General features: G+C 65.4%; 25 protein-coding genes. 15 read left to right on the forward strand and 10 right to left on the reverse strand.

The genetic code is table 11. The annotated features are described in order from the left end of the window. The 3 genes from GD627_RS12260 to GD627_RS12270 are packed head-to-tail and all read right to left on the reverse strand — an operon-like array spanning position 1 to position 3,098. Entirely contained in the window at positions 1 to 819 is an 819-nt protein-coding gene (locus tag GD627_RS12260; protein WP_152272743.1) for a carbohydrate ABC transporter permease, read from the reverse strand. Further along, entirely contained in the window at positions 819 to 1,769 is a 951-nt protein-coding gene (locus tag GD627_RS12265; RefSeq protein WP_152272744.1) for a carbohydrate ABC transporter permease, read from the reverse strand. The genes GD627_RS12260 and GD627_RS12265 overlap by 1 nt, the downstream gene beginning before the upstream one ends. A 21-nt stretch (positions 1,770 to 1,790) precedes the next feature. Beyond that, entirely contained in the window at positions 1,791 to 3,098 is a 1,308-nt protein-coding gene (locus tag GD627_RS12270) for an ABC transporter substrate-binding protein (protein ID WP_152272745.1), read from the reverse strand. 141 nt (positions 3,099 to 3,239) lie between these two features. On the opposite strand from GD627_RS12270, the gene GD627_RS12275 reads away from it, so the two are divergent. Beyond that, positions 3,240 to 4,259, forward strand: coding sequence for a LacI family DNA-binding transcriptional regulator (locus tag GD627_RS12275; protein ID WP_152272746.1), 1,020 nt, complete (start codon positions 3,240 to 3,242; stop codon positions 4,257 to 4,259). A gap of 203 nt (positions 4,260 to 4,462) precedes the next feature. Here GD627_RS12275 and GD627_RS12280 read toward each other — a convergent pair whose 3' ends face one another. Together GD627_RS12280 and GD627_RS12285 are read right to left on the reverse strand one after the other, a co-directional pair. Continuing rightward, the gene (locus GD627_RS12280) at positions 4,463 to 6,415 is read right to left on the reverse strand and encodes an HNH endonuclease signature motif containing protein (RefSeq protein WP_152272747.1); all 1,953 of its coding nucleotides are present in this window, start codon (positions 6,413 to 6,415) and stop codon (positions 4,463 to 4,465) included. A 291-nt stretch (positions 6,416 to 6,706) separates the two neighbouring features. Then, positions 6,707 to 7,096: a VOC family protein gene (locus GD627_RS12285; RefSeq protein ID WP_152272748.1), complete on the reverse strand. Its 390-nt coding sequence runs from the start codon at positions 7,094 to 7,096 to the stop codon at positions 6,707 to 6,709. A 236-nt stretch (positions 7,097 to 7,332) separates the two neighbouring features. Here GD627_RS12285 and GD627_RS12290 point away from each other — a divergent pair, with 236 nt between their 5' ends. The 8 genes from GD627_RS12290 (at position 7,333) to GD627_RS12325 (ending at position 15,131) form a co-directional block, all read left to right on the forward strand. Then, positions 7,333 to 8,151 (forward strand): glycerophosphodiester phosphodiesterase, encoded by an 819-nt coding sequence (locus GD627_RS12290; RefSeq protein WP_152272749.1) that lies wholly within the window; start codon positions 7,333 to 7,335, stop codon positions 8,149 to 8,151. Between the two features lie 168 nt (positions 8,152 to 8,319). Then, positions 8,320 to 9,231: a DUF5996 family protein gene (locus GD627_RS12295; RefSeq protein WP_152272750.1), complete on the forward strand. Its 912-nt coding sequence runs from the start codon at positions 8,320 to 8,322 to the stop codon at positions 9,229 to 9,231. Positions 9,232 to 9,357: 126 nt separating this feature from the next. Beyond that, positions 9,358 to 10,311 (forward strand): sugar-binding transcriptional regulator, encoded by a 954-nt coding sequence (locus tag GD627_RS12300; RefSeq protein WP_152272751.1) that lies wholly within the window; start codon positions 9,358 to 9,360, stop codon positions 10,309 to 10,311. 93 nt (positions 10,312 to 10,404) lie between these two features. After that, positions 10,405 to 11,061, forward strand: coding sequence for a deoxyribose-phosphate aldolase (gene deoC / locus GD627_RS12305; protein ID WP_152272752.1), 657 nt, complete (start codon positions 10,405 to 10,407; stop codon positions 11,059 to 11,061). Next, complete coding sequence (gene fucP / locus GD627_RS12310; protein ID WP_152272753.1) at positions 11,061 to 12,416, forward strand: L-fucose:H+ symporter permease; 1,356 nt, start codon at positions 11,061 to 11,063, stop codon at positions 12,414 to 12,416. The genes deoC and fucP overlap by 1 nt, the downstream gene beginning before the upstream one ends. After that, positions 12,403 to 13,422 carry an aldose 1-epimerase family protein gene (locus GD627_RS12315; RefSeq protein WP_152272754.1) on the forward strand — a complete coding sequence of 340 codons (1,020 nt, stop codon included), beginning with the start codon at positions 12,403 to 12,405 and terminating at the stop codon, positions 13,420 to 13,422. Before fucP ends, GD627_RS12315 begins: the two co-directional genes overlap by 14 nt. Before the next feature lie 4 nt (positions 13,423 to 13,426). Beyond that, positions 13,427 to 14,359 (forward strand): ribokinase, encoded by a 933-nt coding sequence (gene rbsK / locus GD627_RS12320; RefSeq protein ID WP_152272755.1) that lies wholly within the window; start codon positions 13,427 to 13,429, stop codon positions 14,357 to 14,359. A gap of 292 nt (positions 14,360 to 14,651) precedes the next feature. Then, the gene (locus tag GD627_RS12325; RefSeq protein ID WP_246165477.1) at positions 14,652 to 15,131 is read left to right on the forward strand and encodes a DUF3817 domain-containing protein; all 480 of its coding nucleotides are present in this window, start codon (positions 14,652 to 14,654) and stop codon (positions 15,129 to 15,131) included. A gap of 3 nt (positions 15,132 to 15,134) precedes the next feature. Here the strand turns inward: GD627_RS12325 and GD627_RS12330 are convergent, their stop codons facing one another. Genes GD627_RS12330 through GD627_RS12345 form a run of 4 tightly spaced genes read right to left on the reverse strand, consistent with a single transcriptional unit; the run spans position 15,135 to position 18,976 of the window. Further along, positions 15,135 to 16,448 carry a multidrug effflux MFS transporter gene (locus GD627_RS12330; RefSeq protein ID WP_246165478.1) on the reverse strand — a complete coding sequence of 438 codons (1,314 nt, stop codon included), beginning with the start codon at positions 16,446 to 16,448 and terminating at the stop codon, positions 15,135 to 15,137. A 35-nt stretch (positions 16,449 to 16,483) separates the two neighbouring features. Then, positions 16,484 to 17,329: an NAD-dependent epimerase/dehydratase family protein gene (locus GD627_RS12335; RefSeq protein ID WP_152272756.1), complete on the reverse strand. Its 846-nt coding sequence runs from the start codon at positions 17,327 to 17,329 to the stop codon at positions 16,484 to 16,486. 4 nt (positions 17,330 to 17,333) lie between these two features. Then, on the reverse strand, positions 17,334 to 18,035 hold the full coding sequence (locus GD627_RS12340; protein WP_146362644.1) for a type 1 glutamine amidotransferase domain-containing protein: 702 nt from the start codon (positions 18,033 to 18,035) through the stop codon (positions 17,334 to 17,336). 53 nt (positions 18,036 to 18,088) lie between these two features. Further along, positions 18,089 to 18,976: an aldo/keto reductase gene (locus tag GD627_RS12345; RefSeq protein WP_152272757.1), complete on the reverse strand. Its 888-nt coding sequence runs from the start codon at positions 18,974 to 18,976 to the stop codon at positions 18,089 to 18,091. A gap of 266 nt (positions 18,977 to 19,242) precedes the next feature. On the opposite strand from GD627_RS12345, the gene GD627_RS12350 reads away from it, so the two are divergent. The 3 genes from GD627_RS12350 (at position 19,243) to GD627_RS12360 (ending at position 22,635) form a co-directional block, all read left to right on the forward strand. Further along, on the forward strand, positions 19,243 to 20,733 hold the full coding sequence (locus GD627_RS12350; RefSeq protein WP_152272758.1) for an aldehyde dehydrogenase family protein: 1,491 nt from the start codon (positions 19,243 to 19,245) through the stop codon (positions 20,731 to 20,733). Positions 20,734 to 20,757: 24 nt separating this feature from the next. Next, entirely contained in the window at positions 20,758 to 22,167 is a 1,410-nt protein-coding gene (gene ligM / locus GD627_RS12355) for a vanillate/3-O-methylgallate O-demethylase (RefSeq protein WP_152272759.1), read from the forward strand. Between the two features lie 75 nt (positions 22,168 to 22,242). Continuing rightward, positions 22,243 to 22,635 carry a VOC family protein gene (locus tag GD627_RS12360; protein ID WP_194266047.1) on the forward strand — a complete coding sequence of 131 codons (393 nt, stop codon included), beginning with the start codon at positions 22,243 to 22,245 and terminating at the stop codon, positions 22,633 to 22,635. A 33-nt stretch (positions 22,636 to 22,668) separates the two neighbouring features. Here GD627_RS12360 and GD627_RS12365 read toward each other — a convergent pair whose 3' ends face one another. After that, positions 22,669 to 23,031 carry a hypothetical protein gene (locus GD627_RS12365; RefSeq protein ID WP_152272761.1) on the reverse strand — a complete coding sequence of 121 codons (363 nt, stop codon included), beginning with the start codon at positions 23,029 to 23,031 and terminating at the stop codon, positions 22,669 to 22,671. 169 nt (positions 23,032 to 23,200) lie between these two features. On the opposite strand from GD627_RS12365, the gene GD627_RS12370 reads away from it, so the two are divergent. From GD627_RS12370 to GD627_RS12380, 3 genes are read left to right on the forward strand one after another with little or no spacing between them, the layout of a single operon-like run. Next, complete coding sequence (locus GD627_RS12370; RefSeq protein ID WP_152272762.1) at positions 23,201 to 24,025, forward strand: (Fe-S)-binding protein; 825 nt, start codon at positions 23,201 to 23,203, stop codon at positions 24,023 to 24,025. Continuing rightward, positions 24,022 to 25,521, forward strand: coding sequence for a LutB/LldF family L-lactate oxidation iron-sulfur protein (locus GD627_RS12375; RefSeq protein ID WP_152272763.1), 1,500 nt, complete (start codon positions 24,022 to 24,024; stop codon positions 25,519 to 25,521). Before GD627_RS12370 ends, GD627_RS12375 begins: the two co-directional genes overlap by 4 nt. Further along, positions 25,518 to 26,135, forward strand: a complete 618-nt coding sequence (locus GD627_RS12380) for a LutC/YkgG family protein (RefSeq protein ID WP_152272764.1) — start codon at positions 25,518 to 25,520, stop codon at positions 26,133 to 26,135. Before GD627_RS12375 ends, GD627_RS12380 begins: the two co-directional genes overlap by 4 nt. Positions 26,136 to 26,142: the final 7 nt, after the last annotated feature.

Consider the following 26,142-nt stretch of genomic DNA (forward strand, 5'->3'; position numbering starts at 1 on the left):
CTACTTTCCGCCAACGCCCATAAGGCCCTGGACCAGCGCACGGCGCGCAAAGAGGTACACCAGCAGGACCGGAACCATGGAGAGCATCACTGCGGCGAGGATGCCCGGCACGTTGATGCCGTACTGGGTTTGGAAGTTGAAGAGGCCGAGGGTGATGACCTTGGTGGACTCCGACTGGGTAAGGATCAACGGCAGCAGGAACCCGTTCCAGCCCTGCAGCGCGGCGAAGACCGCAATCGTGGACAGTCCGCCCTTGGACAGCGGCAGTACCAGGCGCAGGAAGGTGCGTGCGGTGCTGGCTCCATCCACGGACATGGCCTCGTACAGCTCGGGGGTGATGTCCCGCATGGTTCCGGACAGGATCAGCGTGCAGATCGGCAGCGCGAAGGCGGCCGTGGGCAGGATGATGCCCAGCAGCGTGTCATACAGGCCCACCGAGTTGATCAGGTAGAACATCGGCACAATCACTGCCTGGACCGGAATGGCCAGCCCGAGCAGGAAGAACCGGAAGATCAGCGTGGTGCCGCGGGACTGGCTGCGCACAATCGCGTAGGACAGGGGCGGCACCACCAGCAGAACGATGCCGACTACGCCGGCCGTGACCAGGAAGGTGTTCAGGAAGTACTTGCCGAAACCGCTGTCGAAGACCAGCAGGAAGTTCTCGAAGGTCAGGCTGGTGGGGACGGACAGCGGCCCGTTGGCGCTGAACTCGGTGCGGCTCTGCACGCTGGCGGCCACCATGACATACAGCGGCAGGGCCACGATCAGGAGCCAGACGGTGACCGCGGCGCCGGCAATGTAATTGGGACGGGTACGCATCAGAGTCCCTCCATGGTGCTGCGCATTTTGTCGTAGCCGGAAGCCTTGACCATGATCAGGGAAATGGCGGTGGCGACGATTACCAGAACCAGGGCAATGGCGGAGCCCATGCCGAAGTTGTAGCGGCGGAACGCCTCTTCGTACATGTAGAAGGCGGTGATGGTGGTGTCCGTTCCTGGCCCGCCGTTGGTCAGGATCAGCACCGTTTCGAAGGTGGTCAGCCCGCCTACCACCATGAGGATCACGGAAGTGATGATGCTGTTGCGCAGCTGCGGGAGGGTGATGCTGAAGAACTGCCGCGCCCTGCCCGCTCCGTCGATTTCCGCGGCCTGGTACAGCACCGGGGGAACGGACTTGGCGGCGCCCTGGTAGATCAGCGTGTGGAAGGGCGTGAACTGCCACATGCCCACGAAGATGATGACGCCGATGGCGGTGGACTGGTGGCCGAAGAGGTTGCCGTCCCCGAACAGCCATTTCAGCTGGGCCGGAACACCGAAGTTCGGGTCCAGCAGGGCACGCCACAGCACCGAGATGGCAGCGGAGGAGAGCAGCAGCGGCAGGAAGAAGATGGCACTGAGGACGGCGCGGTTACGCTGCGGGCCGGAGGCCCAGACGCCCAGCAGGATACTGACCGGGGTCTGCGTGGCGACACCGAGGACGATGAACAGCACGCTGAGCCACAGGCTCTTGAGCATGACCGAATCGCCCGCGAGCGTCTGCCAGTTCTCCAGGCCGACGAACTTGGGATCCCCGAGTCCCGTCCAGGTCATGAAGGACAGGACGACGACGGCGATCAGCGGCACCACGGCGAAGAGCAGGAAGAAGATGGTGGCCGGCAGGGTCCAGGCAAGGCCCGGACGGTTGAGCCGGGCCCGGCCGGCCCGCACCGGACGACCCTTGGCAGGGTTGTCCGGTGCGGCCGGAGGCCGGGGTGGAAGCAGAGTGGTCATGGTCTCTGGCCTTCGGTCCGGCTACTTCTTCAGCGACTGCATGGCGGCAATAAAGCCGTCTTCGTCGATGCTTCCGGCGAAGAAGTCGGCAACAGCGCTGTGGATGGTGGGTGTTGCGGCCGGCGGGTAGGCCTGGTCCCAGGACAGCTGGAAGTTGGGCGCATCCTGCACCAGTCCGAACTGGAACCGGGCGTAATCCGGATCAGCGGCCTGGTCCAGGAACTGCTCCGTGCTGGTGGTGGTGGGCAGGTTGCCGATGGACATCTGCTCCTGTACGAACTCATCCGAGTACATCAGCTTCAGGAAGTCACGTGCGGCGTCGGGGTACTTGGTGTCCTTCAGCACGGAGTAGTAGTTGTTGGTGTTGCCCACCAGGTTCGCTGCGTCACCCTTGCCGCCCTCGATCGCGGGGAAGGCGCTCCAGCCCAGGCTGTTTGCCACGAAGTCGGGGTTGGTGTCCTGGATAGTGGAGTACTCCCAGGAGCCCATGAGTTCGAAGCCGGCCTGTCCGCCGGCGAGCAGTGCGGGGGAGCCGCCGTCGGTGAACTTCACGGACTGGAAGTTGGTGCCGAAGGCTCCGGCATCCACCAGCTCGCGCAGCATGCCCAGGGATTCCTTGCTTTCGTCGGATTCCCAGACGTCGGTCTCGCCGTCAATTGCGCTCTGGAAGAGTTCCGGCCCGGCCACGCGGTCGTAGACGTAGGAGAACCACATCTGGGTGGGCCATTCGTCTCCGCCACCCAGGGCGATGGGGGTCTTGCCGGCCGCCTTGAGCTTATCGACGTCCTCGAGCAGCTCATCCCAGGTCGCCGGGGCTTCGTCGATGCCCGCTTCCGCCAGCACTTCCTTGTTGTGGAAAAGCATCACGGGCTGGGTTCCGCGCATCGGCACACCGTACGGGGTGCCGTCCACCGTTGCGACGTCGAACACCGAGGGAAGGAAAGCGTCCTTGAGCTGGGGATCCTCCTCGATGAAGTCATCCAGCGGCATCAACAGATCAGCGTCCACGAAGTCGGAGATGCTGCCGCCGCCCCAGTTGAAGAAGATGTCCGGTGCTGCGTCGGTGCTCATGACCGTCTGGAGCTTCTGCTGGTATTCGGCGCCGGGGATGGTGTCCAGCACCACCTTGACGTCGGAGGTCTCATTGAACTTTTCGACCATGGCGGTCTCGACGTCGTTGCTCGCGTCGCCGTAAACCAGGACATGGAGTTCATTTTCGGGACGGTCGGAGGCGGCGGAATCGCCGCCTCCGCAGCCGGCCAGTGTGAGGCCGATGGCCAGCATGCTGGCGGCGGCCAGGACCGGAGTCCGGGGCGAGGGTTTGTTCATCGTTGAACACCTTCCGAAAGTTTCGGTATATTGATCGAAAGTTACATGATGCCGTCAGCATAAGTTGCGCGTAATGTAATGCGCAATACTTTTTTCCAAGTCTCTAATCCGCTGCGTCTCGAAGCCCCTGAAGGACACTCCATGCAGTCATCACTGCCGTCGAACCCGGTCACGCTGGCGGATCTGGCCTCCGAGGCCGAGGTTTCGCTCTCCACCGTTTCGAAAGTTCTCAACGGCAGGTCCGACGTTTCGCGGAAAACCAGAGCGAAAGTGGAGACGCTGCTTGAGGAACACGGCTACCGGCGCAAGGGCGGAGCCAAGTCGCGGCTGCTGGAACTGGTGTTCCATGAACTCGAAAGCGCCTGGGCTCTGGAGATTATCCGGGGCGTGGAAAACATTGCCCGGGAAAAGGGACTGAGCGTTGTCCTCACCGAGAGCGGAACGCGGCACTCGCCCTCGCCCGAATGGGTGGAAGGGGTCATCGCCCGGCGTCCAGTCGGCGTCGTGCTGGTCTTTTCCGATCTTGCCCAGGATTCGCGCAGGCAGCTTGAAGCGCGGTCCATTCCGTTTGCGATTATCGATCCTGCGGGTGATCCTGCTCCGGATGTGCCGTCCGTGGGGTCGGCGAACTGGTCCGGAGGGATGATGGCTACCCGTCATCTTCTCGATCTGGGGCATACGCGGATCGCTGCGATCACCGGGCCCGAGGACATGATGTGCTCGCTTGCCCGGATTGACGGCTACCGTTCGGCGCTGAACGCTGCCGCGCTGCCGCTGGACAAGGACCTGATCCGGTACGGCAACTTCCACGTCGACGGCGGCCGCGACCACGCGCTGGAGCTGCTCAGCCTTCCGGACCGTCCCACTGCGATTTTTGCCGGCAGCGACCTGCAGGCCCTTGGGGTGCTCGACGCCGCACGGCAGTTGGGCATCAGTGTTCCGGAGGAGCTTTCGATTGTGGGCTATGACGATCTGCAGGTGGCGCAGTGGTCCAGCCCTGCGCTGACCACCGTGCACCAGCCGTTGATTGAAATGGCCGAAGAGGCTGCCCGGATGGTGGTGCGTCTGTTTGAGGGGGACCAGCCGAATAACCTGCGTCTGGACCTGGCGACGTCGTTGGTGGTTCGCCAGAGCACGGCTCCAGCTCCGGTTTCCTCCTGAAGGCGATTTCCTCCTGAAGTCGAAGGCGGTCTCTAGGCCGGCTAGGCCGGCCGTGCGGGCGCACTGCAGATCTAATTACCCGGTGCCGGCGCCGGAGGCTGCAGGAGGTCGAGCTGCAGTCCGGGCCGGACCCCTAGACGTACTTGCCCGGCGCCGGCGTCTGGCTCCGGCGTGCTTACCTGGCCCTGGACAGGAGGCTGCGTTCAGAACGGAGGGGGTGAATCCGGTTCGTCTTGGCTTTGCCGACCTTGAGTATTTTGGTCCTGGTCTCGAGCCGGAGGTCTCGGTTCCCGATGCCCAGGTTCGAAGTGCCCTAGTTCGAGGAACGGTTCGGTCCGGTAGACCCGTCCGGTCGGGGACGTCCATTCCATCACTCCCGGTGTGGGTTGGGTGGCTTTCCAGTAGCCCAGGGTTTTGAACCGGTGGTGCCGGCGGCAGAGGTGTTCCAGGTTGCCGTGTTCGGTGTCGCCGCCTTTCGCCCAGTCGGTGGTGTGGTCGATTTCCGTGACCGCAGTACTGACCCGGCAGCCCGGAAACCGGCAGGTCCCGTCCCGTGCCCGGAGCCAGCGGGCGAGTCCGGCGGGGACCTTCCGGCGCCGCCCGACCCCGAGGATCTCCCCGGTCTGTGGGTCTTGAGCCAGTCCGGTCCAGTGGGTGGCGTTGCGTGCGAGCCTGCGGGCTGCATCGGCACTGATCGGCCCGTAACCGTGCAGCTCGGCAGGCTGCTCATCGGCACCGAACAGGGTCTCGGCGTTGATCAACACCATGATCTCCGCCCGAGGCAGAACACCCATGGGCCCGGACGGCTCATCCGGTTCCGTGTCACTGGCATCGGTGGGCCTGCTAGCTTTGCCAGCCTTCCCAGCCCCGCGACCGGTTCCATCGGTGCGGCTAACGCGACCGCCGGCACCGTGGGCGTTCCCGGTCCCGCCGTTGGAACCGCCGGCACGGGGTGAACCTAGGCCGCCCATGAGCAGCTGGGTCAGGATGTCGGCCCGCAGTTGGTCGGCTGTCCGCAGGTCCCCGTCAGCCTGCTCACCCCTAGCCGACGTACACAGGGCCGTGTAGATCTGCTGGGCATGTTCGGCCCGTAGATTGGCCGACAGCCAGGACATGCCGTCCTCGTCCCGTTCCAGGACCACTTTCCGTTTCTCGAACGCTGTCTGGTGCCGTTCGGGAATGGTCTCGGGATAGGTTTTCTCCCGCAGCCTGCGGGCTTTGGCGCAGAACTGTGGCCGGGTTATGCCTTCGGCTTTGGCGAGCAATTCGGCCTCGAACTCGGGAAGTTCCGCGGAGGGTATGTTCTCGCACTGATCCAGGACCACCTGCGCGTGCGCATAGGAGAAGCGTCCTTCTTCCAGTCCCGTCAGGGTGGCGGTATGGGTGGTGCAGAGCCTGCCGGCTTCGAACATCATGCCCTGCGCGGTGGTCTGCGGAACGTTCAGAATCGCAGCACATTCGGCGGCGGCGAGGCTGAACGCGAGCCCCGGACCTTCACTGCCGAAGTGCCTGCACACATCCTTGCGGAACAGTTCCTCCATATGGTTGATCGCCCGGGCCTGCTGGGCCTGCGTCCACCGGACCAAATGCGACAGACGGGCCAACACCTCACCGGTGGCGTGTTCGTCGAAGGACTCGAGATTCGCCATCGCCAGCACCCCGGTGAAACCGTCCGGAAAACCATCAACACCGATGGCACCAGTGGCTGGATCCGCAGGCTCCGCAGGCTCCGCAGGTTCAGCGGCCGGCGAGCCCGTGGTGTCCTCTGGAACGCGTCCGGGTTCGGCGGCTGAAGCCGTTGAGCCAGGAGCGGCAGATGCGGACCCTGCTTCCGGGCCCGGGATGGGATCTGATGCGGGATTGCGACTCGGATTGGGTACATCAAAGAGGGTGGCTGGCGGCGTTGCGGCGGGATCGGTAGAGGCATAGCCGGTGTTGGTGTCGGTGTCCGTGGACGTGTCAGCGCCGGCCTGAGCACCGTCGTCGTCGGAGTCCGTGCCGTCGCCAGCGTCGTCGCTGACATCCGGAACCGCCCGATACACCGCCAGCGTGCAGGGCGTGCGCGAAGCATCCGTTTCGCCAGCGGAGCCCGTGGGCTGCAGGTCTTCGCGATGCTGTTCTTCGGTTGTCGGTTCGGTGTTTCCGAGCTGATCCATACCCTCAGGATTTCACCCGGCACTGACATTTCCGGCCCGAAAACAGGCCAAAAACGGCCCTCCCGAAAAGCGAAAATACTCGTCTTTGAAACACCACTACCTAGTCGCTAAAACCGACCTCACGATCGCTCACGCACCTATAAATCAGGGGCCGGCAAACGCACCACGGACGCACCACGGTCGCCGCTTACACAGCCCAAGCAGGGAAAACGCCCCAGTAAACGAGGGAAGTCCCGGATCCAAGGTGTCCGCTAGCGAAACGGGGACGGCACCGGGCGCAGTGGCGGGCGATCAACCAGCCGGAGGAGAGAGAATCTCCACCCGGTTTCCGAACGGATCCCTGCAATGGAACCGTTCGTATCCCTCGAAAGTGTGCCGGTCCGTCCAGGACACCTCGAATCCGTGTGCCTGCAGCCGGGCACCCAGCTCCTCCAGCGCCTGGGCAGAGTCCAGTACGAGTGCGGGATGCGCCTTCTTTGCAGGAACAAACGGCGAATCAATGCCCAGATGGATTTCGGCAACCACGGCCTCCCCGTCGAACGCCCGGAACCAGCAGCCGCCCCTCCCGGCCAACGACGGCGGCTTGGGCACCTCAGTCAGCCCCAGCGCCTCGCCGTAGAATCGCCGGGCCGAATCCTCGCCGTCGGCAGGTATTGAAACCTGGACATGGTGCAACCGCATATTTCCCCCCCAGATCGATATGTGGAGTGACCCCCCCCCGCAACAGGTATTCACGCCCTGTCAGCCTAGCGTTCACTGACCGGCAAACTCGGGCAATTAGCGTGGCACACGTACCTCGGTGGCCGCTGACACGGAATTCGGCCGGCTCCACGAGGCAGGTCTAGGATCGACGAGGACGAGCCCCGGTTCCGGTGGCGCGGAAAACTCTATGGGAAGTGTGACGAGGTAGCCGCCAGGTGGCAGACAAAACAGGACCGACGGCACTTCCCCTTCCGCTGGTGGTGGGGCACCGTGGAAACAGCGGTTCGGCGCCGGAGAATACGGCAGCAGCATTCACCGAGGCCAGGGCCGCGGGGGCAGACATGGTTGAGACCGATGTGCGCCTGACGGCCGACGGCGAGCTCTTCCTTTTCCACGACAACACGGGCCTCCGCACCACTAACGTCGCGGAGGTGTATCCCCTGCGGGCAAAGGACCCGATCACCTCGTTTACGGCAGGAGAACTCCGGCGGCTCGATGCCGGAGGCCACGTTGGCGGGCAGTACGCAGGGGAGGGCGTGACGTTCCTGGCAGACCTGCCGGCAGCGGTGGGCTATGACCTGGGCGTCAATCTTGAGGTCAAGGAACCCGCCAGCTCACCCGGCGTTGAACAGGCCATCGCCCGGATGCTGGCCGAACACGATGACTGGCTGCGGCTGCTCGAAACCGAGCGGGTAACGGTCAGTTCCTTCGACCCGGCGGCTGTCCGCAAGGCAGCTGACCTGGGCCTGCCGGCATGGCTGCTGGTAGGCACCGATCCGGATGCCGTGCTCCTGGACGGGCTGGATCCCCGGACTGAGGGAGTGGTCGCCGACCATACGTCCCTGTCCGACGACGGCGCGGCCGCCGTGCGGGCGGCTGGCCTTGGCCTGTGGGTCTACACGGTCAACTCACCCGCAGCCACCGCGGCGGTCCTTGCACTGGGCGTTGACGCGGTGATCACCGATTTTCCGGCAAACCTGCGGGCAGCCCTCGGCGGAACCCGGGGACGTTCGGTGGAGCCGGCAGCCGGTTAGCAACTCCCGGCAGTCCCGCTAGCAACTCACGGCAGTCCCGCCGGCAAGACAAGGCAGACTGCCGGCCCACCGGACCCCGGGAGCACCGTTGACCGGCTCGAGGGCAGGTTTCAGACTGGGAGCAGCACGTCTGCTCCAGGCTGTCCGCCACCGACCGAAGGTGCTCCCATGGACAAGAACTTCCTGAACTATCCGGATTGGCAGGCCACCGCCGACACGCTGCATCTTTATCTGCAGATGGCAGGCAAGGTGAAGCTGGAGCGGAGCTATCCGGAACCGGAATGGGGCCACATCCGGATGCCGCTCACCATCCAGGGGATCGGCACCGGCATCATTCCGGGCCCGAGCAGCAACTTCGAGATTTTTTTCAACCTGCGCCAGCACCACGTGGACGTCCAGGGCAGCGACTCCCTCCGCGTCCGCCTCCAGCTCAGCGACGGCCTCAGCGTGGCGGACTTCTACGGCCAGCTGATGGGCGCACTGGACTCCATCGGGGCGCCCACCTCCATCAACACGCAACCGCAAGAATTCCATGACCCGGTTCCGTTTGATACTGACACCAAGCATTCCACCTATGACAAACACGCCGTTGAACTGTTCCTGGACAACCTGCACTTCGCGCACCGGAGCCTGGGGCAGTTCCTGGGCCCAATGCGGGGAAAGGTCTTCGCACCTTCGTACTGGTTCGGCACCATGGACCTGTCCGGCACCATTTTCAGCGGCCAGTCGGAGCCGTTCCCGGGCAACGGCGTGATTGCCGTGAACTGCTTTGACGAGAGATTCTGCGAGTTCGGCTTCTGGCCCGGGGATCCGTCCTCCGTGGAACCTGCGTTTTATGTGATGCCGTATCCCTTCCTGTCCAACATCGGAAGCTACGGAGTCATGCTGGCCCCGCAGAAGGCCCGTTTCCTCACCAAATCCAGTGAATTCATCCTGACCCTCAAGGACGCTTTCTCGTATGAGGATCCGCAGCGGGCAGTAACGGACTTCTGCCGGACGAGCTTCGACATCCTGCAGCGGATAGACCCGTGGGGAGATATCGACTGGATCACCCAGCCGTTGACCTATGACGCTGATTGAAGAACGCTGCAGCAACCGACCAGCTGCGGCCCCCTGCCATATGTGACCTGCGTTATGTGACTGGTGTCGCAAGATGGAACAATCACCTGTGAGCAACTCATTGGGGAGGGGCATAAAGGGGGCACGATGGACGCGCGGGATGAACAGGCGCTTGACGCGGTCAAGCTCTATTACGGGTCCGGGCTTTCGCAGAGCGAGATTGCGCAACAGCTTGGACTCTCGCGCCCCACGGTTTCCAAGCTCATCCAGCACGGCAAGGACCGCGGCTATGTGACCATCGAGATCAATGACCCGCGGGAACAGGAATCCTCGCTGGCCACGGAACTGCGCGAGCGGTTCGGGCTGCAGGACGTGCGCCTCGCCGTCGTTCCCGGTGAGGGAGCCAGCCTGGTGGGGGAGCTCGGCAAGGTTGGAGCAGCGCTCCTGGCCGACAATGTCCGCGACGGTGACACCGTGGGGGTCACCTGGGGCCAGACCATGCACTCCGTGGCCCGGCATCTTCAGCGCCAGGAGCGCCGCGGAGTGGAGATTATCCAGCTCAAGGGCGGCGTCTCCTACACCACGCGGGTAACCAATGACTTCGAAACCATCACCCTGTTCTGCAACGCCTTCGGTGCGTTTGCCCGGACCCTGCCGCTGCCCGTGATTTTCGACAGCGTGGAGGTCAAGCGGCTGGTGGAAGGCGAAGAACATATCCGGCGGGTCATCGATATGGGCCGGGAATCCGACGTCGCCGTGTTCACCGTGGGTGCCATCCGGCCCGACGCCATGCTCTTCAACCTGGGCTACCTCAGCGAGACCGAGGAGGCCGGCATCGCAGCCCATGCGGTCGGCGATATCTGCTCCCGCTTTTTCGACGACGCCGGGAATCCCTGTCTTCCGCAGCTGGACGAACGCACGGTCGGAATCACGCTGGAGGACCTCCGTGCGGTGCCCACCCGCCTCATGGTTGCCGGCGGGGAGCACAAGGTGAGCGCCATCGAAGCCGCCCTCCGTGCAGGCTTTGCGACCCATCTGGTCATCGACCAGGCTGCGGCGCGGCAGGTGCTGCAGATCTCCCGCCGACGGATCGTGTCCTAGCCCGCAACGAATGGAACGTTTGTAAATATCCGGTTTGACATGTGTTCCGAGCCACTTCTACAGTGAGTGAAAACCCTCAATGAGGAGGCTCACATGTCGAAGATTTCGCAGCTCATCGATCACACCCTGCTTGCCCCGACGGCAACAGCAACGCAGATCGAAACCCTTGTCCAGGAAGCCGTTGAACACGAGTTCAAGACGGTGTGCGTCAACCCGGCATGGGTTGGTCTGGCCAGCCGCGCCGCCCAAGGCACACCGGTAGGCATCTGCACCGTGGTCGGTTTCCCGCTGGGTGCATCCACCACCGCCGTCAAGGTTTTCGAAACCACCGACGCCATCGCCAACGGCGCGGACGAAGTGGACATGGTCATCAACATCGGCTGGGCACTGGCCGGGCAGTGGGACGACGTCGAAGCGGAGATCCGCGCCGTCGTCGAGGCCGCACGGGGCAAGGCCCTGGTCAAGGTCATCCTGGAAACGTGCCTGCTCGACGTCGAGCAGACCGAGGAAGCCTCCCGCTGCAGCGTTGCCGCGGGGGCAGATTTCGTGAAGACCTCCACCGGCTTCTCCAAGCACGGTGCCACCGTGGAAGCGGTCCGCATCATGCGCGAAACGGTTGGTCCGGGCCTTGGCGTGAAGGCTTCCGGCGGCGTCCGCACCGCTGAGGACCTGGCCCGCATGGTGGAGGCAGGCGCCACCCGCATCGGTGCTTCCGCCGGCGCAAGCATCCTCGCGGACAGCGCCGTCTGATGCTCTTCAAGACTTCCGCCGTCCAGCAGCCGGACGGCTACCTCAGCCGTATCCCGTGGTTCCAGTTCCTGCTCATTTCGCTCTGCTTTCCGATGTGGGGCGCCGCTGCCAGCCTGAATGACATCCTCATCACGCAGTTCAAGTCCGTGTTCACCCTCTCGGACCTGGCCACCGCGTTTGTCCAGTCGGCGTTCTACGGCGGCTACTTCATCATCGCCATTCCGGCCTCACGCATCATCCGCCGCTTCACCTACAAGACCGGCATCCTGATCGGCCTGGGTGTCTACATCCTGGGCTGCGCGGCGTTCTTCCCCGCCTCGCACATGGCCACCTACAGCATGTTCCTGGTGGCGCTGTTCGCCATTGCCATCGGCCTGAGCTTCCTGGAAACGGCCTGCAACACGTACTCCACCCTGCTTGGTCCCAAGCCCACCTCCACCTGGCGCCTGAACGTCTCCCAGACCTTCACCCCCATCGGCTCCATCCTGGGCATCCTGCTGGGCAAGTACCTGGTCTTCACCGACGGGGACACCCTGGAGGCCCAGATGGAAGGCATGTCCGCGGCTGAAAAGACCGCCTTCAGCGCCGACATGCTGCAGCGCACCCTGATGCCGTACAAATACATCATCATGATCCTCGTGGTCGTGTTCATCGTGGTGGCCCTGACGAAGTTCCCGCACTGCAAGCCGCTGCGGGACAAGACCCATGAAGCAACCGCGCGGATCGGCGAGACGCTGGCCTACCTGGCCCGGAACAAGGAATTCCTGCGCGGCATTTTTGCCCAGTTCATGTACGTGGGCATGCAGACCGCCGTCTGGTCCTTCACCATCCGGCTGGCCCTGAACCTGGACGATTCGCTCAATGAACGCAGCGCCACCAACTACATGGCCTTCGCCTTCATTGCCTTCTTCCTGGGCAAGGTGATCGCCAACTTCCTCATTACCCGGCTGGACGTCAATGCGGTCCTGATGGGCTTCGCCGCCCTGGGCAGCCTCGCCCTGCTGTACATCATGCTGGTTCCGAACATCACCGCCGTCTGGGCAGCCATCCTGGTCTCCGGTCTCTTCGGACCCTGCTGGGCCACCATTTTCGGCCGCACGCTGGACACGATTACGGACAAGCGGCACACCGAAACCGGCGGCGCCGTGCTGGTGATGGCCATTGTGGGCGGCGCGGTCATCCCCGTGGTCCAGGGCCTGGCCTCGGACCTGACCGGCTCCCTGCAGCTCTCCTTCATGGTCTCGCTGGTCTGCTTCCTGGCGGTCTTTATGCACTTCCGCCACCTCCGCCGCACCGAAGGCCGCTCCGCCCTGGCCGGCACCCCGGAAAGGACCCCTGAGTATGTATCGCATTAATCTGGCACGGAGCGCCTTCTCCGCTGTGAAGGCCACGCTGGTGGAATCCGCCGAATTCACGGTCACCGCCATCCGCTATCCCAGCGGCGTCGAGTCCGTCACCGTGGCGAACTCCCGCGGCCGAGTCGAGGTCCTGCCGTTCCTGGGCCAGATGGTCTGGGACGCGGAGTTCGACGGCGTGAGCCTGCGGATGGACTCGCCCTTCCGGCAGCCCTATCCCGCCACGCTCATCGAGGACACCTACGGCTGCTTCGCCTTCCACTCCGGGCTGCTTGCCGCCGGCTGCCCCGCACCCGAAGACACCCATCCGCTGCACGGGGAGTTCCCATGCGCGGAGTTTGACGAAGCGTGGCTGGAAATCACCGGCGATTCCATGGCCGTCTCCGGACGCTACGAATACGTCAAGGGCTTCGGCGACCATTACGAGGCCGTTCCCGCCGTCCGGCTCACCGCAGGCTCGGCCATGTTCGACATCGACCTGTCCGTGACCAACCTGTCCGCGGCCCGCACCATGCCGCTGCAGTACATGTGCCACATGAACTACGCCTACTCGGACGGGGCCCGCATGACGCAGTCCCTGCCCGACGGCGCGTTCCGGCTGCGGGAAACCGTCCCGGCACACGTGTTCCCGACGCCGGAATGGACCGTCCTCAACGAGGCCATCCGCGCCGGGAAGGTTCCCGCCGATGTGCTGGACGCTTCACAGGGCTACGACCCGGAAATCGTGTTCCTTGCGGACAACCTGCCCGCAGGGGAGGAGCTGGAATTCCGGCTGGAGCGGACCGACGGCGTCACGTTCTGCACCCGGTTCTCCGGGACGGATTTCCCCACGGCCACCCGGTGGCTGCTGCACAACCCGGACCAGAAGGTGGCGTCGTTTGTCCTGCCCGGCACCTCGCGGCCCGAGGGCTTCCTGGCAGCCAAGGCCGCAGGGACACTAATTGAACTGGCACCCGGAGCATCCCGCTCCTTCCACGTCAGCACCGGCATCAAAGAGAAGGCATAACCCCATGGATATTGCAGTAATCGGTTCCAACATGGTGGACCTGGTGTCCTACCTCAGCCGGATGCCGGACGAAGGGGAAACCGTTGAGGCCCGGGACTTCGCCATGGGCTGCGGCGGCAAAGGCGCCAACCAGGCCATGGCCGCCGCCCGCATGGGCTCCTCGGTGCTGATGCTGACCCGGGTGGGCAACGACGCCTTTGCCGAAACCACCCGGCGCAACTTCGAAGCCAACGGGATCGACACCACCTATGTGCTGGACACGGATGCCACCAGCGGCGTTGCGCCCATCTTCGTGGACGACAATTCCCGCAACTCGATTGTCATTGCCAAGGGTGCCAATGCGTTCCTGACGCCGGCGGACATTGAGGACGCCGCCGAGGCCATTGCGCAGTGCAAACTGATTGTGCTGCAGCTGGAAGTGAACCTGGAGACCGTCTACGCCGCGATCGACTTCGGGAACCGGCACGGAATCCCCGTACTGCTCAACCCGGCACCGGCCAGCCCGGATCTGGACTTCGCCCAGGTGGCCCGGTGCGACTACTTCGTGCCGAATGAAACCGAACTGGCACTGCTCACCGGCATGCCGGTGCAGACGCTGGAAGAAGTGCAGGCGGCAGCGCAGACCATCCTGGACCGCGGGGTGAAGAACGTTATTGTCACCATGGGCTCGCGCGGTGTGCTGTGGCTCTCCGCCGCCGGTCCCACCCTGGTGGAAGGCCGCACCGTGGCGGCGCTGGACACCACCGGGGCAGGGGATGCGTTCATCGGCTGCTTCAGTCACTGCCTGGTGGACACGGGAGACGTTCCGGGTTCCCTGGCCACAGCGAATGCCTACGCCGCGGATTCGGTCACCCGCCGCGGGACGCAGACTTCCTACGCCACGCGCGAGCAGTTCGAGCAGGGCCTGAAGCAGGGCCGGGCGGACACCATGGCCTGAGCCGACCCAACAGCTTGGCCGCGGCTTTCCCCCCATTGCCGCGGTCCGGAAGAGGCTGCTGCCGGCCGGAACCGATCCCCTTCGGTGCCGGCCGCGGCAGCCTTTTGCGTTGGGATGCCGGCAGGCTTGCCGGTTCCTTGCCGCTGCAGGGCATCGGCGGGAGACTGCGTGGGGGGAACCTCGTGAACCTTTTCTCCCGTCCAGCCCGCTGACCGGCCGCCGTCGTGATTACCGCCCCAATGGCGGTGCGGGATTCGCCCCTCAAACGGCCATGCTGACATACTGTTGGTAAATGTCTGCAGAAGGTGGATCCCGCATGACCCCCCGCAAGCTCTTTCGTACCCTGGCACTCGCCGAGGCCGTGACCTGGACGCTGCTGATCGCGGCCCTGGTGCTCAAATACGGTTTCGACAACGAGCGCTTCTCGCCCATCGCCGGCGGCCTGCACGGCTTCGTGTTCCTGTCCTACGGCGTGGTCACCCTGTTTGTCTGGGCCAACCAGAAATGGCCGGCCCGCACCGGCATCCTCGGCCTGGCCACCACGGTGATTCCGTGGGCCACCATTCCGTTCGAGAAGTCGGTGGACCGCCGCGGCATGCTGAAGGGCGGCTGGCGGATGGCCCCCGGCGGCGAAGAACCCACCAACGGCGTGGACCGCATTGCCGCCCTGGTGCTGCGCCGTCCCGTCGCCGCCGGGATCGTTGCCCTGGTTGCCGTGGCCGTGGTCTTCAGTGTCCTGCTCTACCTCGGCCCGCCCGTTCAGCTGGGGTAGGCCCTAGGACTCCGGCGCCAGCGGGGCCGCGGGCTCAGCGGCACCGGAACGCAGCTGACGCCGGCCCGGACGGTCGGAACCGCCCCGGCGGTACGCCGTCGTGGCCGTAGCCAGGATCAGGACAATCAGCACGGCACAGCCGATGATCACCGAGACCATGGCCAGGGCGCTGCCCCCAAGGATGCCGACCAACGGGCTGATAAGCCCCGCCAGTCCCACCTGCAGAGCGCCAATCATGGCTGCGGCACTGCCGGCCATGTGCCCGTAGTTGCTGAGGGCCAGGATGGAGGAGTTCGCGGCGATGAAGCCGTGCATGGCCAGAACCAGCCAGAGTCCCGCCGTCAGGCCCGCCGCTCCGCCCAGCCCCGTCAGCACGATGACCGGCAGCAGCGCAGCCAGCCCCAGCAGCAGGAGCACGGCCACCCGCAGGATGCGCATGGGGGAATGGCGGCCCACCAGCCAGGCATTGAGCTGGGCCGAAATCACCATGCCCACGCCGTTGATGGCGAACACCAGCGCGTACTGTGCCGGGCTCAGCCCGTAGCCCTCCTGGAAGACGAACGGCGAGCCCACCACGTAGCTCATGATCACGCCCATGCCCAGTCCGGGGATGATGGCGTGGGCCAGGAACTGCCGGTCACGCAGCAGTACGCGGAAACCGCTGAACGTGCTGGCGCCGGCCTTGGTGCGGCGGCGTGCCGGCGGCAGCGTCTCCGGCATCCACCGCAGCACAATGACTCCGAGCACAACCCCGATCAGTGCCAGGGCGAGGAACACTGCGCGCCAGCTGAACAGCCCGGAAACAGCACCGCCGATAGACGGCGCCAGCAGGGGTGCCAGGCCGATGATCAGCATCAGCCGGGACAGCATGGCCGCGGCGGTGGAACCGGTGAACCTGTCCCGCACTACGGCAAGGGACACCACGCCGGCGGCGGCGTTGAAGAAGCCCTGCAGCATCCGGAGCGCAATCAGGAGGCCGATGTTCGGGGCGATGAAGCACAGCAGTGACACCACTACATGCATTCCGATGCCGATGATCAGCGGAAGCCTTCGGCCGAAACGGTCCGAGAACGGGCCAATCACCAGCTGGCCCACCGCCGCGCCCAGCAGGGTGCCGGACAGGGTGAACTGCGCTGCCGCGGCGCTGGTGTGCAGGTCCTCAGCCACCTGCGGCAGCGCCGGCAGGTACATGTCCGTGGTTACTGCGGGCAGGGCGGCCAGTGCGCCGAGCATGAGGATGTATTTGATGCTCGTGCGCTTACTGACGCGCGAACTCGTGCGGACCGGGGTTCCGGTTTCGGGCGGGGTATCGCTCACAGGCGCTCCTGGTACGGGTGTCGGGTATCAAAATCCTACGGGTGCCGGACGCCGGTTCCGGCCAGCACGGCCCGGTAGCCTTCCCGGTACGTGGGGTAGCCGAACTCGAATCCGGTGCTGCGCAGCCGCCGGTTGCTCAGCCTGCGGTTGCCGCCGCGGCTGCTGGAGGTTTCGCCGGCGGGCGGCAGCTCCCGGCCAAGTTCGGCAGCCAGGAAACCAAGCACGTCAGCCAGTTCAACCGGCTCCATATCCACTCCAACATAAAGCGGCGCCGGAGCGGAAACCCGGGTGGCCAGATGAACTATGGCCGCCGCTGCGTCATCGCGGTGGATGCGGTTGGTCAGCTGGCTTCCGTCCGGTACGACGGCGGTTCCGGAGGTTACGGAATCGATCAGCCGGGTGCGTCCCGGTCCGTAGATGCCGGACAGCCGAAGCACCACGGCATCGGGGCGGCGGTCATGCAGGAGCTGCTCGGCTTCCAGGATGACGGCGCCGGTAACGGATGCCGGCGCGGGCGCGGTGTCCTCGTCCACCTCACCGCCGTCGGCATCGCCGTATACCGCCGTTGAAGAAACGAACAGGATCCGCGCCGGCCGGATGCCGTCGCGGTCCAACGCGGCCAGGACGTTCGCGGTGCCGTCCACGTAGGCAGCCCGGTAGGCCTCTTCCGTACGTGCCCCGGCGGCCACGGCAATAACGACGACGTCGGTGCCCGCCGGAATGCGCGGCAGCTCACCGGTCAGGTCCACGGCCTGCCCGGTGATTTCCGCCGGCAGTTTCTCCGGAGTGCGCCGCCAACCGAGCACGGAAAAGCCGGCCGCGGCGAACCGCAGGCCGGCTTCCGTGCCCAGATCGCCGCAGCCGGCGATCAGGACTCGCATGTAATTACTCAGCCAGGGCGGAGATGACGGCCTTGGCCACATCTTCGCTGGACTGGGGGTTCTGGCCGGAGATGAGGTTCCGGTCCCGGACCACGTAGCTGGTCCAGGCGGGGCCGGTCTCAATCTCGGCACCCTTGGTGCGCAGCACGTCCTCCACGAACCAGGGGGTGTTCTCTCCGGTTCCGCCGTTCAGCTCTTCCTCGTCGGTGAAGACGGTGAGCTTGCGGCCGGCGAAGACAAACGTGCCGTCTTCGCTCTCGGCGGCCAGCAGGCCGGCCGGACCGTGGCAGAACGGGGCAATGATCTTGCCCGCGGCGTCGGCCTCGGTGAGGAGCCGGCCCATGTCCTTATCAAACGCGAGGTCCGCCATGGGACCGTGCCCGCCGGGCATCACCACGGCGTCGTACTCCGAGATGTCCGCGTCGGCGAGCACCAGGGGTGAGGACAGTTCCGCGTCAATGAAGGAGATGTACTGCGTGAAGGCTGCAGCCTTTTCCGGGCTGCCCGCGGACTCGGGGGCCAGGGACACCTGGTCCACCGTGGGCTTGACGCCGCCGGGGGTGGCGATGCGGACAGTGTGCCCGGCCTCGCGCAGCACCCGGTGGGACTCGGCGAGTTCCTCGGCCCAGTAACCGGTCGGGTGTTCGCTGCCGTCCTTCATGGTGAGGGAGTCTGCTGCGGATACGACCATCAGGATATTTGCCATGCGTTCTTTTTTCCTTTGCTTGGCGGAAATGCGGAAAGTGTGGAAGGTGTGCGTTATTTGCGGGCTGCAGCGGCGCCGGCGGCGTCGAGCTCCGCGAACGTGGCGTCGTCGAGCGAGATGTTTGCGGCACCGAGGTTGTCTTCGAGGTGCGCGATGGAGCCGGTGCCCGGGATCGGCATCATGACCGGGGAGCGGCGCAGCAGCCAGGCCAGGGCCACCTGGGAGGTGCTGGCGTTCAGGCGCTTGGCGGCCTCATCCACGGGTCCGCCTTCCTTCGCCAGCTCGCCGGCGGAGATGGGTGCCCACGGGATGAAGCCGATGCCGTTGTCCTCGGAGTACTTCAGCACGTCCTCGGAAGAGCGGTCGGTGAGGTTGTAGCGGTTCTGCACCGTAGACACGGTGAAGAACCTGGCGGCGGCTTCCAGATCTTCGACGGAGACCTGGGACAGGCCGAGGGCCTTCACCTTGCCCTCCTGCTGGAGGTCGCGCAGCACGGCGAACTGCTCATCGCGGTCCACCTTGGGATCGATGCGGTGCAGCTGAAGCAGGTCCAGGGAGTCCACCTTCAGCTTGCGCAGCGACAGCTCGGTCTGCTGGCGCAGGTACTCGGGGCGGCCCACCGGCACCCAGACGTCCGGTCCGGTGCGGACGAAGCCGACCTTGGTGGCTACACGGACGCCGTCCGGGTAGGGATAGAGCGCTTCGGCGATGATCTCTTCGCTGATGTTCGGTCCGTAGGAGTCGGCGGTGTCGATGAAGTCGACGCCCAGCTCGACGGCGCGGCGCACCACGTCGACGGCGGTGCCGCGGCTCTCGGGCTCGCCCCAGACACCGGGTCCCACAATGCGCATGGCGCCGAAGCCCAGGCGGTGTACGGTGCCGAGGTCCTTGAGATCGATGGTGGGGGACAGGGCGGGCGAGGTTTCCGTCGTATCAGTCATATCTGCGTCAACACGGCCCGTGGCGTGGTTTATTCCTCAGCAGCCTTAGTTACGTGCAAGCGGCCTGCGCATGCCAGGGGCCCGGTCCGGGCCGGGGTCGGGCTGGGGCCGGGCTGGGGTTGGGCACCGCCAGGCCCCGGCGACCACCGTCCGGACCCTGTTGTCCGGGGTCCTGAGGTGGGCTACCTTGTACCCACTGCCGGTACCCGCTGCGGGGCGGTCGAGGATCAAGGGCAGATCAACAGCTACACAGAGAGGTGTTGGCGATGACGGAGATTTCCACCGAGGTGGTTACCGGGCTTTACATCAACGGCGAGTTCCGGACGACGGCGGACACCATGGCCGTTGCCGATCCGGCCAAACCCGGGTCAGTGGCCGGTTATGCGGCGGCTGCATCGCCGGCGGACGTGGCGGACGCCGTCGGCGCAGCCAAGGCGGCGTTTCCCGCCTGGTCCGCGCTGTCCCCGCAGGAGCGGGCGGACCGGATGGCCGAGGCAATTGCAGGAATAGCCGAAGCACGGGACGAGGACGCGGCGGTCCTGTCCCGGGAGAACGGCAAGATCTTTATGGAGAGCTGGGTGGACGCCCTGGTCTTCGAGCTCCGCTGGCAGCTTGCCCTGGCGTTGGCCGACCAGGTGGACCGGAACGAAACCCTCGAGCCTGCCCCGGGCATCCCGGTGACCACCACCGTCGCCTACCAGCCGCTGGGCGTGGTCACCGTGATTGTGCCGTTCAACTGGCCGGTGGCCATCCTCGGAGCTGCCCTGCCGCACGCCCTGCTGGCGGGCAACACCGCCATCGTCAAACCTCCGCCCACCGCACCGCTGGCCACCGCACGGATTGTGCAGCGCGTTGCCGAAAAACTGCCGCCGGGGGTGCTGAACGTTGTCACGGGGCGGGACGCTGACATGTCCGGCCTGATCCGGAACCAGGATGTTGCCAAGGTCTGCTTTACCGGCAGCGTCAACGGCGGCAAGCGCATCATGGAGATGGCCTCCGGTTCCCTCACCCGGGTCACGCTGGAGCTGGGAGGAAATGACGCAGCCGTCATCCTGGACGATGCCCTGCTGGATGACACCCGGCTGGACCGGCTTTATGCCGCGGTCTTCGACACCACCGGCCAGATCTGCATGAACGCCAAGCGGATCTACGTGCACCGCTCACGCATGGAGGAACTGGTGCAGGGATTGTCCGCCCGGCTGGAGAATGCCGTGATCGGGTACGGCCTCGACGAGGGAACCACCATGGGGCCGCTGCATTCCCCGGCGCAGAAAGCCTTCGTGGAAGACCTGATCCAGGAGGCGGATGCTGCCGGTGCCGACGTACGCCGGTTCGGCACCCTGCCGCCGGATCCGGAACTGCAGGGCGGCAACTTCCTGCGCCCGGCGCTGGTCCTGGATCCGTCACCGGAACTGCGCGTGGTCACCGAGGAACAGTTCGGACCCGTCATCCCGATCATTGCCTTTGATGACGAAGACGACGCCGTCGCCTGGGCCAACAACACCTGGGCCGGGCTCTGCGGTTCGGTGTGGACCGAGGATCCGGCCCGGGCCAATGCGGTGGGTTCCCGTCTGGCCTGCGGGTACGTCTGGGTCAATGACCACGGGGCCACCCGGCTGGACCTCCGCGCCCCCTTCGGCGGCATGAAGCAGTCCGGGATGGGCCGTGAACAGGGGATCCAGGGCGTCCGTGCTTTCCAGGACACCCGTTCCATTGCCCATCTTGACGAGGCTGCAGCCGCGGCCGCAGCGCACTGACCCCCCCCACGAGAGGAACCAAAGATGTCCCCGAAGTCCCTGCAAGAGGTTCTGGACGCGTCCCCAAATGCCGTGGATTACCTGCGCAACGTGCAGGTGGGCGCCTATGTCTATCCGGTGGTCGCTGCGGAGTTCACCAACTGGCGCAACGAGGTTCGGGCCTGGCGGGAAGCAGCAGTGCTGTTTGACCAGTCCCACCACATGGACAACCTGAGCATCTCCGGACCCGGAGCCCTGCAGCTGCTCTCCGATACCGCCATCAACTCGATGGAGAACTTTCCGGTCGGCAGGGCCAAGCAGTACGTTCCGGTCACCCCCTACGGGCACGTCATCGGGGACGGCATCCTCTTCCGAGAAGCCGAAAACGAGTTGATCTTCGTGGGACGCTCACCGGCGGTGAACTGGCTGCTCTACAACGCGGAGCAGGGCGGATACGACGTCGAACTGAGAACCGACCGGCGCTCGCCGTCGCGCCCCATGGGCAAACCTGTGTTCCGGGACTACTGGCGGCTGCAGATCCAGGGACCCCGTGCCTGGGACGTCATTGAGAAATTGAACGGCGGCCCGCTGGAACAGCTGAAGTTCTTCTCCATGGACTACATGTCCGTAGGCGGCACCCGGGTACGCACCCTGCGCCACGGCATGGCGGGAGCGCCGGGCCTGGAGCTCTGGGGCCCGTACGAGGACTATGACCGGATCCGGGACACCATCCTGGCCGCCGGAGCGGAGTTCGGGCTTGAGCCCGCCGGTGCTCGTGCCTATTCCTGCAACACCCTGGAGTCCGGATGGATCCCCTCTCCGCTGCCCGGCATTTACAGCGGCGAGCAGCTGGCCGGCTACCGCCGGTGGCTCGGCGCGGACAGCTTCGAGGCCAACTCGGCCGTGGCCGGTTCCTACGTGCCGGACTCGGTCGAGGGGTACTACACCACTCCCTGGGAACTGGGCTACGGATCGTTCATTAAGTACGACCATGACTTCATCGGCCGGGACGCCCTGGAAGCCATGGATCCCTCCGCCCAGCGCAAGAAAGTCACGCTGGCCTGGGACGGCGACGACGTCGCCACCATCCACGCCTCGATGTACCAGAACGAAAACCTGCCCTACAAGTTCTTCGACCTGCCCAACGCCAACTACGGTGCCTCGAATTTCGACGCGGTTCTGGACGAATCAGGCCGGACGGTGGGCCTGTCCATGTTCACCGGCTACAGCTGGAATGAGAAGCGGCCGTTGTCCCTCGCCATCGTGGACCCGGACGTGGAGATCGGCGAACGGCTCTCGGTGGTCTGGGGCGAGCCCGACGGCGGCACCCGGAAATCCTCGGTGGAACCGCACCGGCAATACAACGTGGGCGTGGATGTCAGCCCCGTGCCCTTCTCCGAGGTTGTTCGGAAGGGGTATACGGACGGCGGATGGAGGAAGTCAGTGGCTGTGTAGGATCCTGCCCAACGAGGACCGTACCTGTCCGCAGCACTGTTCCGTGCCGTCACCGCCGGTCCTAGCGTGGAGGCCATGGACTGGAAAATTGAGCTGGTGCCCGTGCCCGTCTCCAACGTGGATGTTTCCAAGGCTTTTTACGTGGACCAGGTGGGATTCAACGCGGACTTTGACGAACGCGTTGATGAGAACCTGCGCTTTGTGCAGCTGACCCCGCCCGGATCCGCCTGCTCGGTGGTCATCGGCCCCGGGACCACCGACATGGTTCCGGGAACGCAACGCATCCAGGTGGTGGTGCCCAGCGCCGCCGATGCCCGCCGGCATCTGGTGGACCACGGCGTGGCCGCCAGCGAGATCACCCCGCTGGATTGGGGAACGTTCGTGTACTTCAGCGATCCTGACGGCAACGAGTGGTCTCTGCAGCAGCTCCCGGAGATCCCGCCGACGCTGCCGTCGGAAGCACAGTGAGCTGATCGCAGGACAGCGACAGCCCTGGATCCTCTAGAGCTCGGCGGCTACTGCCGCGAGGACCTCGCTGAGCTGGGCCTTGCTCTGTCCAAAGTCCATCATCGTGGTGGGCACCGCCGGGGTGCTGGACGCCAGCACGCGGGTAGTGCCGGCGTCGACCGGTTCAAAGGAAAGCACGATGGACATGCCGAAGGACTTCCATGTCATGTCGGCCGCGAACTCGGCCCGCTCCTGCCAGAGGCCGGTGAGCGTGATGCCGGGGAGCCTGGGCGCTGCACGCTCAACGGCACCCGGAAGAGCAGCCGCGGGTGCGGAAACCACCAGCTCGCCCCGGCCGCGGGCCCGCTCGGAGGTCACGTTGAGGCTGAGTGTTTTCGAATTCCCCATATTCGTCATGCCATGACCATAGCGGCCGGGCCGTGGCGCGGGCACGTCCCGGCGCGGGGTGTCGGGCGGAGGAATTACCCGCTTTCCGCCGGCTCAGGCATATCAATCGGCGGCGTTATATTGAAAGATGGTTCCACCCGAGGCAGCCGCAGCGTTGCGGCTCCGTTGAAAGGCAACCATGAAGATTGCGTTGTTCGCCACCTGCATCGTGGACGCGATGTATCCCACCACCGCCCGCGCCACGGTGGCCATCCTCGAACGGCTGGGGCACGACGTCGTGTTCCCGGCCGGTCAGGCCTGCTGCGGGCAGATGCACCTGAACTCCGGGTACTTCCCGGAGGCGGTACCCGTAGTCCGCAACCATGTGGAGGCATTCGAGGCCGCAGAGTACGACGTCGCTGTGGCGCCTTCCGGGTCCTGCGTGGCCTCCGTGAAACACCAGCACGCCATGCTGGCCCGCTCCATCGGCGACCGGGATCTGGAAACCCGGGCCACCGCCGTCGGCGAGCGGACCTACGAGCTCTCGTCGCTGCTGACCGACGTCCTGGGCGTGGACGACGCCGCGGCGCAGCTGGGCTCCTGGTATCCGTACCGGATCACCTACCATCCCAGCTGCCACGGGATGCGGCTGCTGCGGCTGGGGGACCGGCAGGCTAACCTGCTCCGGACCGTGGAGGGACTGGAACTGGAGCCGCTGCCCGAAGCCGATCAATGCTGCGGCTTCGGCGGAACCTTCTCGCTCAAGAACACAGAGGTCTCCTCCGCCATGCTGGCGGACAAGAACGCGAATATCACCGCCACCGGGGCGCAGCTGTGCACGGGCGGCGACGCGTCCTGCCTGATGCACATCTGCGGCGGACTTTCCCGGGAAGGCAGCAGGATCTCCACGCTGCACTTCGCGGAGATCCTGGCCAGCACGCGCGAGCACCCGGCCCCGCCGCCGGGCTCGCTCCGCCGGCCAGGCCGAAGAGCCACGGGAATCGCGGGAAAGGCCGGACAATGAGCTCCACCTATCTGGGAATGCCCGGCGTTCCGGTCTTCGGTGAAGGCAACCTGCATGCCTCGGAGCCCTTCCCGCAGGCAGCCCGGCGGGAACTGGGCAACGCCCAGCTCCGCGCCAATCTCGGCCACGCGACACACACCATCCGGGACAAGCGGCTGCGCGTGGTGGCCGAACTGCCGGACTGGGAGGATCTGCGCGAGGCAGGCAGTGCCACCAAGACGGCGGTGATGGCGCGGCTGCCGGAGCTGCTGGAGCAGTTCGAGGTGAATTTCACCGCGCACGGGGGCATCATCCACTGGGCACGGGATGCCGCGGAAGCCAACGGGATAGTGCGGGACCTGATCCGCGACGCCGGTGCGGACGAGGTGGTCAAGGTCAAGTCCATGGCCACGCAGGAAATCGGGCTCAACGAATACCTCGAAGAGCAGGGGATCGCCGCGTTCGAAACCGATCTGGCGGAACTGATTGTCCAGCTGGACCATGACAAGCCGAGCCACATCCTGGTTCCGGCCATCCATAAGAACCGCAGCCAGATCCGGGACATCTTCCTCCGCGAAATGGCGGATGCGGATCCGGACCTTACGGATGACCCGGCACGTCTGGCCGAAGCTGCCCGCCGGCACCTGCGGCGGAAGTTCCTCTCCGCGAAGGTGGCCGTCTCCGGCGCCAACTTTGCGCTCGCCGACACCGGGACGCTCGCCGTCGTCGAATCCGAAGGCAACGGCCGGATGTGCCTCACGCTGCCCGAAACGCTGATCACGGTGATGGGTGTGGAGAAGCTGCTGCCCTCCTGGACGGATCTCGAGGTGTTTATGCAGCTGCTGCCGCGGTCCTCCACCGGCGAGCGGATGAACCCCTACACCTCGCTGTGGACCGGAGTGACGCCGGGAGACGGGCCGCAGAACGTGCACCTGGTGCTGCTGGATAACGGACGCAGCGCCGCGCTCGCTGATGAGATGGGCCGGTCGGCTTTGCACTGCATTCGCTGCAGTGCCTGCATGAATGTATGCCCTGTTTATGAGCGGACCGGCGGGCACGCCTACGGGTCCACGTACCCCGGCCCTATCGGGGCCATCCTCTCGCCGTTGCTCACGGGAATCACCTCCGAGGAGAACGCGTCCCTGCCCTACGCGTCCTCGCTGTGCGGGGCCTGTTACGACGCCTGCCCGGTGAAGATCAACATCCCGGAAATCCTGGTGCACCTGCGGTCCGAAGATGTGGAGAGCCGCCGCGGGCGCAGGAAGGTGCCCGGGCAGATGGACGTGGTAATGAAGGCCACGTCCTGGATGATGGGCTCCGGCCGGCGCATGGCCCTGGTGGAGAAGGCCCTGCCCCTGGGGAAACTGGCGGCCGGGCCGGATAGGAAAATCAAGAAGCTTCCCGGCATTGCGGCCGGGTGGACCCGGAGCCGGGACCTCCCGGCTCCGCCCGTGCAGTCCTTCCGGGACTGGTGGGTTCGCGAACACGAAGACACAGCGTCGAAAGAGGAAGCATGAGCGCCCGTACAGACATCTTGGAGCGTCTGCGGTCGGCCCTGCACGATGCCCCGGAAGCTCCGAAGATTCCGCGGAACTACCGGCACACGTCGGACCTGACCGGGGAAGAGCTCATTGAACTGCTCAGCGACAGGCTGCTCGACTACAAGGCCGGTGTCAGCGTGGTGGATGAAGCCTCCGTGCCCGCACGGGTGGCTGAGCTGCTGGCCGGGGCGTCCTACGTGGTTCCGGCGGGCCTGGACGAGCGCTGGACGGCACAGGCTCCGGGACGGGTGGTGGATTCCCCGGAGGAACCGCTGAGCGTTGAGGAACTGGACGGAGTCGAGGCCGTCGTGACCGGCAGCGCGGCAGCGGTCGCCGAGACCGGAACCATCATCCTGGATGGCAGCCCGGGCCAGGGCCGGCGGACCTGCTCGCTGATTCCCGACCACCACGTCTGCCTGGTGAAGGCAGAGGACATTGCCGGTGTGCTTCCCGAAGCGGTGCGCCGGCTGGACGTCACCCATCCGTTGACCTGGATCAGCGGACCGAGCGCCACCAGCGACATTGAGCTGCAGCGCGTGGAAGGCGTGCACGGACCACGGAAGCTGGACGTGATTATCATCCGGGGGTGAGCCCGGG

The organism is Arthrobacter yangruifuii (genome assembly GCF_009192775.1).
GTDB classification, from domain to species: Bacteria; Actinomycetota; Actinomycetes; order Actinomycetales; family Micrococcaceae; genus Arthrobacter_B; species Arthrobacter_B yangruifuii.

What these genes read in the sequence shown, in the direction of transcription:
- GD627_RS12295 (WP_152272750.1), top strand. Translation starts at nt 8,320, where the DNA reads ATGGACAAGAACTTCCTGAACTATCCGGATTGGCAGGCCACCGCCGAC.
- GD627_RS12375 (WP_152272763.1), top strand. Translation starts at nt 24,022, where the DNA reads ATGAGCTCCACCTATCTGGGAATGCCCGGCGTTCCGGTCTTCGGTGAA.
- GD627_RS12275 (WP_152272746.1), top strand. Translation starts at nt 3,240, where the DNA reads ATGCAGTCATCACTGCCGTCGAACCCGGTCACGCTGGCGGATCTGGCC.
- GD627_RS12345 (WP_152272757.1), bottom strand. Translation starts at nt 18,976, where the DNA reads ATGACTGATACGACGGAAACCTCGCCCGCCCTGTCCCCCACCATCGAT.
- GD627_RS12360 (WP_194266047.1), top strand. Translation starts at nt 22,243, where the DNA reads ATGGACTGGAAAATTGAGCTGGTGCCCGTGCCCGTCTCCAACGTGGAT.
- GD627_RS12285 (WP_152272748.1), bottom strand. Translation starts at nt 7,096, where the DNA reads ATGCGGTTGCACCATGTCCAGGTTTCAATACCTGCCGACGGCGAGGAT.
- GD627_RS12300 (WP_152272751.1), top strand. Translation starts at nt 9,358, where the DNA reads ATGGACGCGCGGGATGAACAGGCGCTTGACGCGGTCAAGCTCTATTAC.
- GD627_RS12380 (WP_152272764.1), top strand. Translation starts at nt 25,518, where the DNA reads ATGAGCGCCCGTACAGACATCTTGGAGCGTCTGCGGTCGGCCCTGCAC.
- GD627_RS12365 (WP_152272761.1), bottom strand. Translation starts at nt 23,031, where the DNA reads ATGACGAATATGGGGAATTCGAAAACACTCAGCCTCAACGTGACCTCC.
- GD627_RS12325 (WP_246165477.1), top strand. Translation starts at nt 14,652, where the DNA reads ATGTCTGCAGAAGGTGGATCCCGCATGACCCCCCGCAAGCTCTTTCGT.
- GD627_RS12280 (WP_152272747.1), bottom strand. Translation starts at nt 6,415, where the DNA reads ATGGATCAGCTCGGAAACACCGAACCGACAACCGAAGAACAGCATCGC.
- GD627_RS12350 (WP_152272758.1), top strand. Translation starts at nt 19,243, where the DNA reads ATGACGGAGATTTCCACCGAGGTGGTTACCGGGCTTTACATCAACGGC.
- GD627_RS12370 (WP_152272762.1), top strand. Translation starts at nt 23,201, where the DNA reads ATGAAGATTGCGTTGTTCGCCACCTGCATCGTGGACGCGATGTATCCC.
- GD627_RS12265 (WP_152272744.1), bottom strand. Translation starts at nt 1,769, where the DNA reads ATGACCACTCTGCTTCCACCCCGGCCTCCGGCCGCACCGGACAACCCT.
- GD627_RS12260 (WP_152272743.1), bottom strand. Translation starts at nt 819, where the DNA reads ATGCGTACCCGTCCCAATTACATTGCCGGCGCCGCGGTCACCGTCTGG.
- ligM (WP_152272759.1), top strand. Translation starts at nt 20,758, where the DNA reads ATGTCCCCGAAGTCCCTGCAAGAGGTTCTGGACGCGTCCCCAAATGCC.
- GD627_RS12335 (WP_152272756.1), bottom strand. Translation starts at nt 17,329, where the DNA reads ATGCGAGTCCTGATCGCCGGCTGCGGCGATCTGGGCACGGAAGCCGGC.
- GD627_RS12270 (WP_152272745.1), bottom strand. Translation starts at nt 3,098, where the DNA reads ATGAACAAACCCTCGCCCCGGACTCCGGTCCTGGCCGCCGCCAGCATG.
- fucP (WP_152272753.1), top strand. Translation starts at nt 11,061, where the DNA reads ATGCTCTTCAAGACTTCCGCCGTCCAGCAGCCGGACGGCTACCTCAGC.
- GD627_RS12340 (WP_146362644.1), bottom strand. Translation starts at nt 18,035, where the DNA reads ATGGCAAATATCCTGATGGTCGTATCCGCAGCAGACTCCCTCACCATG.
- deoC (WP_152272752.1), top strand. Translation starts at nt 10,405, where the DNA reads ATGTCGAAGATTTCGCAGCTCATCGATCACACCCTGCTTGCCCCGACG.
- rbsK (WP_152272755.1), top strand. Translation starts at nt 13,427, where the DNA reads ATGGATATTGCAGTAATCGGTTCCAACATGGTGGACCTGGTGTCCTAC.
- GD627_RS12315 (WP_152272754.1), top strand. Translation starts at nt 12,403, where the DNA reads ATGTATCGCATTAATCTGGCACGGAGCGCCTTCTCCGCTGTGAAGGCC.